Annotated in this window: 5 protein-coding genes and 3 pseudogenes; 3 read left to right on the top strand and 5 right to left on the bottom strand. The window is 63.5% G+C overall.

Annotated features, from left to right (window positions below):
* Nucleotides 1-91: 91 nt before the first annotated feature.
* On the bottom strand, nt 92-907 hold the full coding sequence (locus QTI66_RS39155; protein WP_286565766.1) for a DUF2092 domain-containing protein: 816 nt from the start codon (nt 905-907) through the stop codon (nt 92-94).
* Nucleotides 908-1,337: 430 nt separating this feature from the next.
* Between QTI66_RS39155 and QTI66_RS39150 the strand changes: the two genes are divergently transcribed.
* From QTI66_RS39150 to QTI66_RS39140, 3 genes are all read left to right on the top strand, one after another.
* On the top strand, nt 1,338-1,751 hold the full coding sequence (locus tag QTI66_RS39150; RefSeq protein ID WP_286565765.1) for a DUF2541 family protein: 414 nt from the start codon (nt 1,338-1,340) through the stop codon (nt 1,749-1,751).
* A gap of 98 nt (nt 1,752-1,849) precedes the next feature.
* Complete coding sequence (locus QTI66_RS39145; RefSeq protein ID WP_286565764.1) at nt 1,850-2,443, top strand: hypothetical protein; 594 nt, start codon at nt 1,850-1,852, stop codon at nt 2,441-2,443.
* 430 nt (nt 2,444-2,873) lie between these two features.
* Nucleotides 2,874-3,242: a response regulator gene (locus QTI66_RS39140; protein ID WP_286565763.1), complete on the top strand. Its 369-nt coding sequence runs from the start codon at nt 2,874-2,876 to the stop codon at nt 3,240-3,242.
* Between the two features lie 251 nt (nt 3,243-3,493).
* Here QTI66_RS39140 and QTI66_RS40105 read toward each other — a convergent pair.
* The 4 genes and pseudogenes from QTI66_RS40105 to QTI66_RS40095 form a co-directional block, all read right to left on the bottom strand.
* Nucleotides 3,494-3,718: pseudogene (locus QTI66_RS40105) on the bottom strand (DsbA family protein); the annotation flags it as partial.
* A gap of 70 nt (nt 3,719-3,788) precedes the next feature.
* Nucleotides 3,789-3,947: pseudogene (locus QTI66_RS39130) on the bottom strand (DsbA family oxidoreductase); the annotation flags it as partial.
* Between the two features lie 499 nt (nt 3,948-4,446).
* Entirely contained in the window at nt 4,447-4,701 is a 255-nt protein-coding gene (locus QTI66_RS40100) for a hypothetical protein (protein WP_286565762.1), read from the bottom strand.
* A gap of 202 nt (nt 4,702-4,903) precedes the next feature.
* A pseudogene (locus QTI66_RS40095) lies at nt 4,904-5,113 on the bottom strand (hypothetical protein); the annotation flags it as partial.
* Nucleotides 5,114-5,780: the final 667 nt, after the last annotated feature.

The raw sequence follows: 5,780 nt of genomic DNA, 5'->3' as shown, positions 1-5,780 counted from the left end.
CGCCGCGGGGGTCAGTGCGAAGCTGGCCAGAACGAGGGCAGCCAGTGGGACCGCCAGCAACTTGTCGAATGATCCGTTCATGGTCGTTCTCCTAGTTGGTCTTCGCCGGAATAAATTCGATCTTCTTTGCCCCCTTCGGCGGCGTGAACTTGAAGCTTGCCTGGTTGAAAGGCGGCTGCAGGTCCCAGTCCATGAGGCTGACCGATTGGGGGCGAGCCTCGTCGGCACGATTGATGATCACGAGCTTGCGCGGCAATGGCTTTGTGCCACTTGCGATCCATATCTGCCAATCGAAATCGCCTTGGCGAAACGCGTAGTGGTCGCAGGGAACATTGCCGACGGGATCCGGCCCGGCATTCATGGCCGACTCGATCTTGTCCACCGGCGCAGCCGGGGTGCCCCAGAGGAACAGGTCGGCCAACGGAATTTCAACGCCGTAGCGCTCTTCCAGCTTGCTGACCAGGTCGCTGTTCGACCCCGCGAAGTCCACCGACGAGTAGTACTTCTGCGCAGGAAAGTAGAGCGTCGCCGTCTTGCCATCAAAGACGAGTTCGCGCTCGGAACGGATGGTGTGCATGCGGGCGCGCAGCTTGTCCGGTCGCTGCACGTCGACCGTGGCAGACGCGGTGTGCAGCAGTTTCTGGCCGTCGACCAGAACGCGCTCGCCCGTCAGCGAGGTCGTCGTACGGAAGCGCTGCAAGGTCTGCAAGTAGGCACCCATATCCTTGAGTGCCTGGATCGACGCTGGATCGACGGCATTCGCGGCGGGCGCAGTTGGTGCAACTGGTGCGGCCGGTGCTGCGGGTGCGGCTGGCGCCGCCGTGCCTGCCGGCGCCGTTTGTGCGACGACGACAGGCGCCGCCAGCGACAAGGCCAGCACGGCCGATGCGAGTCCTGCAACTTTCATGTCGGCTCCTTTTGGTGCTGCCGGAACAGCAGACCATGAACAACGGCAGCATGCGCGCTCGCCTCGCGCGGCGCATTGACGATTATCAACCGCGATGCGCACGCGCAGCGCATGGAGCCTCGCCGGATTCAGTAACGCGAAGTGTCGGACTCCCCGGTACCTCGCGTGGATTCAGCGAGACGCAACGGCGGGCCAATTTCGCTCGCGCTTGAGTTACCTCAACCCGGCGCGCCCGGGTTGGGGCCATGCTGAGCGCCCACTTCGATCCGGAGGATCTGCCATGAAACCTGCCTCACCCGCGTTGCCCACTTCAGCAGTCGGGACGCGCCAGCAAACCCGCATCGACAGCACCACCTCGATTGGCAGACGCCCGCATCGTCGGCCAGAGCCAGTTCCCGGTCCTGAGATCACTTTCACAAAGGAGATTGCCATGAAGACGAAGATTCAAACCTGGATGGCCGCTTGCGTTGTCGCGGCGGTCGCGCTCATGGGTGTCATGAGCAGCGCAAGCGCAGCGGATGAGTGGTTCGTGCTCGGCGAGCAGACGGTCAAGTCGGCGGATCCCAGCGTGGCCATCAAGAGCGCAGGGGGTCGATGGGACAAGGATGTCAAACAGGTGAAGCTCTCTGCAGAGGGCGCGGACGTGCAGATCACGAACCTCGTCCTGCATTGGGACAATCGCAAGGACGACACCTTGAAGAATGTCGGGACCCTGAAGGCAGGGGGACAGACTGCACCGGCGGATGCTCCGGGGCGCAAGGGGCGTCTCACAGGCGTAACGGTCAACTACAAGATCCTTGGCGACAAGCCGACGGCCACCCTCAAGGTATGGGGCCTGGACTGAACGGGCATCGCGATTGAAGCAAGTCAACCCGACGCGCCGGGCATTTGCGCATAGCCCATGCCCGGCACGCTTTCCCACTCTTCGTGAAAGGCATTCCCATGAAAGTCGCAGCTTCGCTCACCGCATTGGCAGTGCTGGGGACGCTCCTGGCGCCCGCTGCCTCCCAAGACAAACCCAGCCGCGAGGTCGCGGTCTCGACGGACCCTGGCAAGGCCACCATCAAGGAAGCCATCCGGGTCACCGGCGTCGTCCAGGCGATTGATCTCGGCAAGCGCCATGTGATCATCAAGGACTCCCATGGCAAGGTGATTCCGCTGGACTACGGTCCCGAGGTCAGAAACCTCGAGCAGCTCAAGGTTGGAGACCGCGTGAATGTTCGTTATGCGCAGGCACTGACGCTGACCTTGATGAAGGATGGCAAGGAACTGCGCAGCAAGGTCGAGACCACGAGCGACAACAGGGCGGCGAAAGGCCAACGCCCCGGCGGCACGGTCGGCGGGAAGGTCGAGGTCACCGCCGACGTGATTGCCGTCAACAAGAAGACGCACATGATCACGCTGCGCGGGACAGACCACACGGTTGAACTGGAAGTCCCCGATCCCGACCAGTTGGAGATGATCAAGGTGGGCGACCAGGTCCAGGCGGTGTACACCGAGGCGGTGGCACTGTCCGTCGAGCCTGCGAAGAAGTAGTACGCGGGGGCGCTTGTGGAGCGGACTGCCGGCGACCCATGAAAATTCTGCGCCCCCAAGTTGCTTCCGGTCGATTCCGGGAACAGCGGCTGTTGGTTTCGGTTCCCGAAAACCCAGCTTGAGGTATGGCGAGGTGATCCCGGACTGCACAGGGCGCTGGGGCTTGTGTTGCGTTCCGCGCAGTGCACGGCGGGGGGCAAATTGCTGGAAGCGAACGCTGGAGCGCCAGGCAAGACGAGCGCCAGCACGGGATTGCCTTGCCCAATGAACTACCGCGCAAACCGCACGCCGTTCGGCAAGACGCCATCCAAATATGAACGACACCTGACTGCATTCATTCGCGTTGCACCTGATGTGCTGCGATGGCAGCTTGCGCCTGAATTGAATGTCCCCAATTCGTGGACATTGCGCTCGTTCGCGGAGGAGAGGTATGAAGTCCGAGTTGGTTCAGGTCGTTGTTGTGGATGACGTCAAGGATTCGGTGGACACGATGGCCATTTTGCTTCGACTCTACGGTTATGCGGTGAGGACCGCTGATACCGCCGAAGAGGCGCTGAACCTGATCGAGCAAGACCCGCCCCATTGCGTCCTCTTTGATGTCGTCATGCCGGGCATGGGAGGTGATGAACTCTGCCGTCGTCTGCGTGACCGGTATGGGGACGACATCGTGCTGATCGCGGTCAGTGCATGCAGCGTTGATGACGAGCGGGTCGCCACCAGCTTCACCTTGGCGGACCACTTCTTGACGAAGCCGATCGATCCAGCGGCGCTTGCGTCTGTACTTGCCCCCTTGACGTAGTGTGCAGGGGTCGGCGGGGACGTCCGCTCGGACTTCCCGGTGGTGGCGCATTGCGCCACCAACTGATGGGAGCCATGCGTCAAGCGTCCGCAACATGACGTCGAGCAGTTCATCGGGTGATGCAGCGCCCGACAGCGCCAGCGATCCGTCAGGAACGAGCAAGGCACCCCGCTGAATGGACAGCGAACCCGTGCGCGTGGGTGCCGGTCGCTGCCGCCTTGCGGCTGCTGCGCGTTGGGCTCCTCGGCTTCGAGCCCGCATTCCAGTGCAAGTCGCTCAAGCACGCACGTATTGCCGATGTCTTCGCCCTCCGTGAAGTACGCCGTGAAGATTCGTTCGATCAATCGGGCCTGCAACGCGTCGGTGCCCTGCGCGGCCGCCTGCGCGACCAGCGCATGGGCTGCGGCGATGTTCGGCAACACCTCGATCCGTTCGAAGGCGAAGCGCACACCCGCGGCCGCGCCTGCGTGCTGCACCTGCGCGCGGCGCTTTGCGACGGCTTGGGACTGCCGAGGCGAGCCACAGAGAAGGCCTACAGGGCTCCCCGCCCACCGGCGTGTCGGGCAGCAAGGGATGCGAGCGCCAGACGACCTGTAGCCGCACGTCGGGCCGTATCACGGCCAAGCGGCTCGCGGCGGCATCGAGTTGGCGCTTTCCGATCAGGCACCACCGGCAGACGAAATCGAAGAAGACCTCGACTTCCAGCGAAGGATTCGTCTCCTCGCTGCCTTGGGTACCAGCACCGGGTCAAGCAAATCCACGAGCCGATCCTCCATGCGCACTGCGGTGTACGGCGACCGAGCGCGCCTGGCGGCGCATCGGCAGCACGCGTGGATCGCGAGCGCTTGCCGCGGACAAGCCGCTGCGCCACTGATCGGCACGCACACTGGTGCGCAGGAACCAATCCATTTCTTCAGGCGCCCAATCGCGACGCGTGGCGCGCAACTCGTGCAAACACTCTCTCAGGAAAGCCATGCTGTCTCCAGTTCCGGTGGGCCGCGCCCGACGCTGCGGCAACGAAGAAACGGTATGTCGGGCCTGTGCGTAAATTTATCGTTCGGCCCCTCGCGCGGTCCCCTTCTCGAGGGAGGGGAAGGAGGTAACAGCGGGCCTGTCCCGAGACGTTTTCAGAAGTCTTCGAGGGCCATGTCCGCGATCGCTTCAGCGCCCGCGACGATGCTGTCGCGCAGGCCGGGAACGCGGGTCAGGATGTGGTCGGCATAAAAGCGCGCCACGGTGATCCCTTGCCCTGCAGCACTTCACTGCTGCCGCTGCCCGTGCGCGCGAGTTCCAGCGTCTCGAGGTGCGCAGACAGGCCCATGGAGCTGTCGGCGATGCCCTCGATGTCGAGGATCGACACCATCAAGGTCAGGCTGCGCGCCCAATCCTTGTCCTGGGCCGCAAGGTAGGCGGGCAGCGCCGCCGCGGTGATGCCGCCCGAGCAGGCGCCCAGCAACATGCAACTGTTGCGTGTCCGCAATCTCGCGCGTCACGTCCATCGCCTGAACGAGTGCCTGCACGCAGGTCTCCAAGCCCCATTCGGACTGGCCGGCGTCGGGATTGAACCAGCTCGCCACGAAGACCTGGAAGCCTTGCTGGACCAGGTACTCGATCAGGCTGCGGCCCGGCGCGAGGTCCCAGATGCAAAACTTGTTGACGATGAACAGCGGCGTGCCGTGCACCTGCTGCGTCTGGGCCCGGTACTCGATCAACTCCAGCAGTTCAGAGCGACAGACCACAGCGCCGGGTGTGATCGCGAGGTTGCTGCCGACGTCGACGTTCGTGCCATGTTCACCGACATCGTGGGGGCGACCGAACGCGCCGCGGTCCCCGGCGATCGCGTGTGGCACGACTTGCTCGAGAGTCACCATGCGTTGGTTCGCCGTGAGCTGGAGCGCTTTCGGGGGCGCGAGATCGACACCGCGGGCGACGGCTGTCTTGCCACCTTCGATGGGCCGGCTCGTGCAGTGCGCTGCGCCTGCGTCATTTTTCCAGCGAGGTGCGCGCGCTCGGCCTCGGGATCCGTGCCGGGCTGCACACCGGCGAGTGTGAAGTGATGGGCGACAAGGTGGCTGGCATTGCCGTGAACACCGGTGCGCGTGTGGCGACTCACGCTCAGAAGGGCGAAGTGCTTGTTTCGAGCAACGTCAAGGACTTGGTGGCGGGTTCCGGCCTGTCATTCCAGGATCGTGCAATGCACGCCTGAAGGGAATATCTGGTGAGTGGCGGTTGTTTGCCGTTGAGCACTGACAGCCGCCAACTCAGAGCCCCGGCAGGGCGCATCGTCGACGCACCGAACGGCCGTGCCAGGGCGCTGATCGTCTGGTGCCTGTGGCACCGGGCTTGTGTGCGACACCGCACAGACAATTGTTGCTTCTGCGCGAAGAATGCGAGATTGAAGCAGTCCGCCTTTGCAGCAAGAGCGGGCTGCATTCGTCAACGAACCGGCCAACGCCAGGAAGCCAACAAAGCATGCGCAACTTTCTCTCCGAACATCGGGAGGAACTCGTAGCACGGTGCAAGTCAAAGGTTGCGCAG

The sequence above is a fragment of the Variovorax brevis genome (assembly GCF_030317105.1).
Classification (GTDB): Bacteria; Pseudomonadota; Gammaproteobacteria; order Burkholderiales; family Burkholderiaceae_C; genus Variovorax; species Variovorax brevis.
This window is presented reverse-complemented; position numbering and strand designations above follow the sequence as displayed.

Excerpts from the sequence above, each read along its gene's own strand:
- QTI66_RS39155 (WP_286565766.1), bottom strand. The coding sequence starts at position 907 with ATGAAAGTTGCAGGACTCGCATCGGCCGTGCTGGCCTTGTCGCTGGCG.
- QTI66_RS39150 (WP_286565765.1), top strand. The coding sequence starts at position 1,338 with ATGAAGACGAAGATTCAAACCTGGATGGCCGCTTGCGTTGTCGCGGCG.
- QTI66_RS39145 (WP_286565764.1), top strand. The coding sequence starts at position 1,850 with ATGAAAGTCGCAGCTTCGCTCACCGCATTGGCAGTGCTGGGGACGCTC.
- QTI66_RS39140 (WP_286565763.1), top strand. The coding sequence starts at position 2,874 with ATGAAGTCCGAGTTGGTTCAGGTCGTTGTTGTGGATGACGTCAAGGAT.
- QTI66_RS40100 (WP_286565762.1), bottom strand. The coding sequence starts at position 4,701 with ATGTTGCTGGGCGCCTGCTCGGGCGGCATCACCGCGGCGGCGCTGCCC.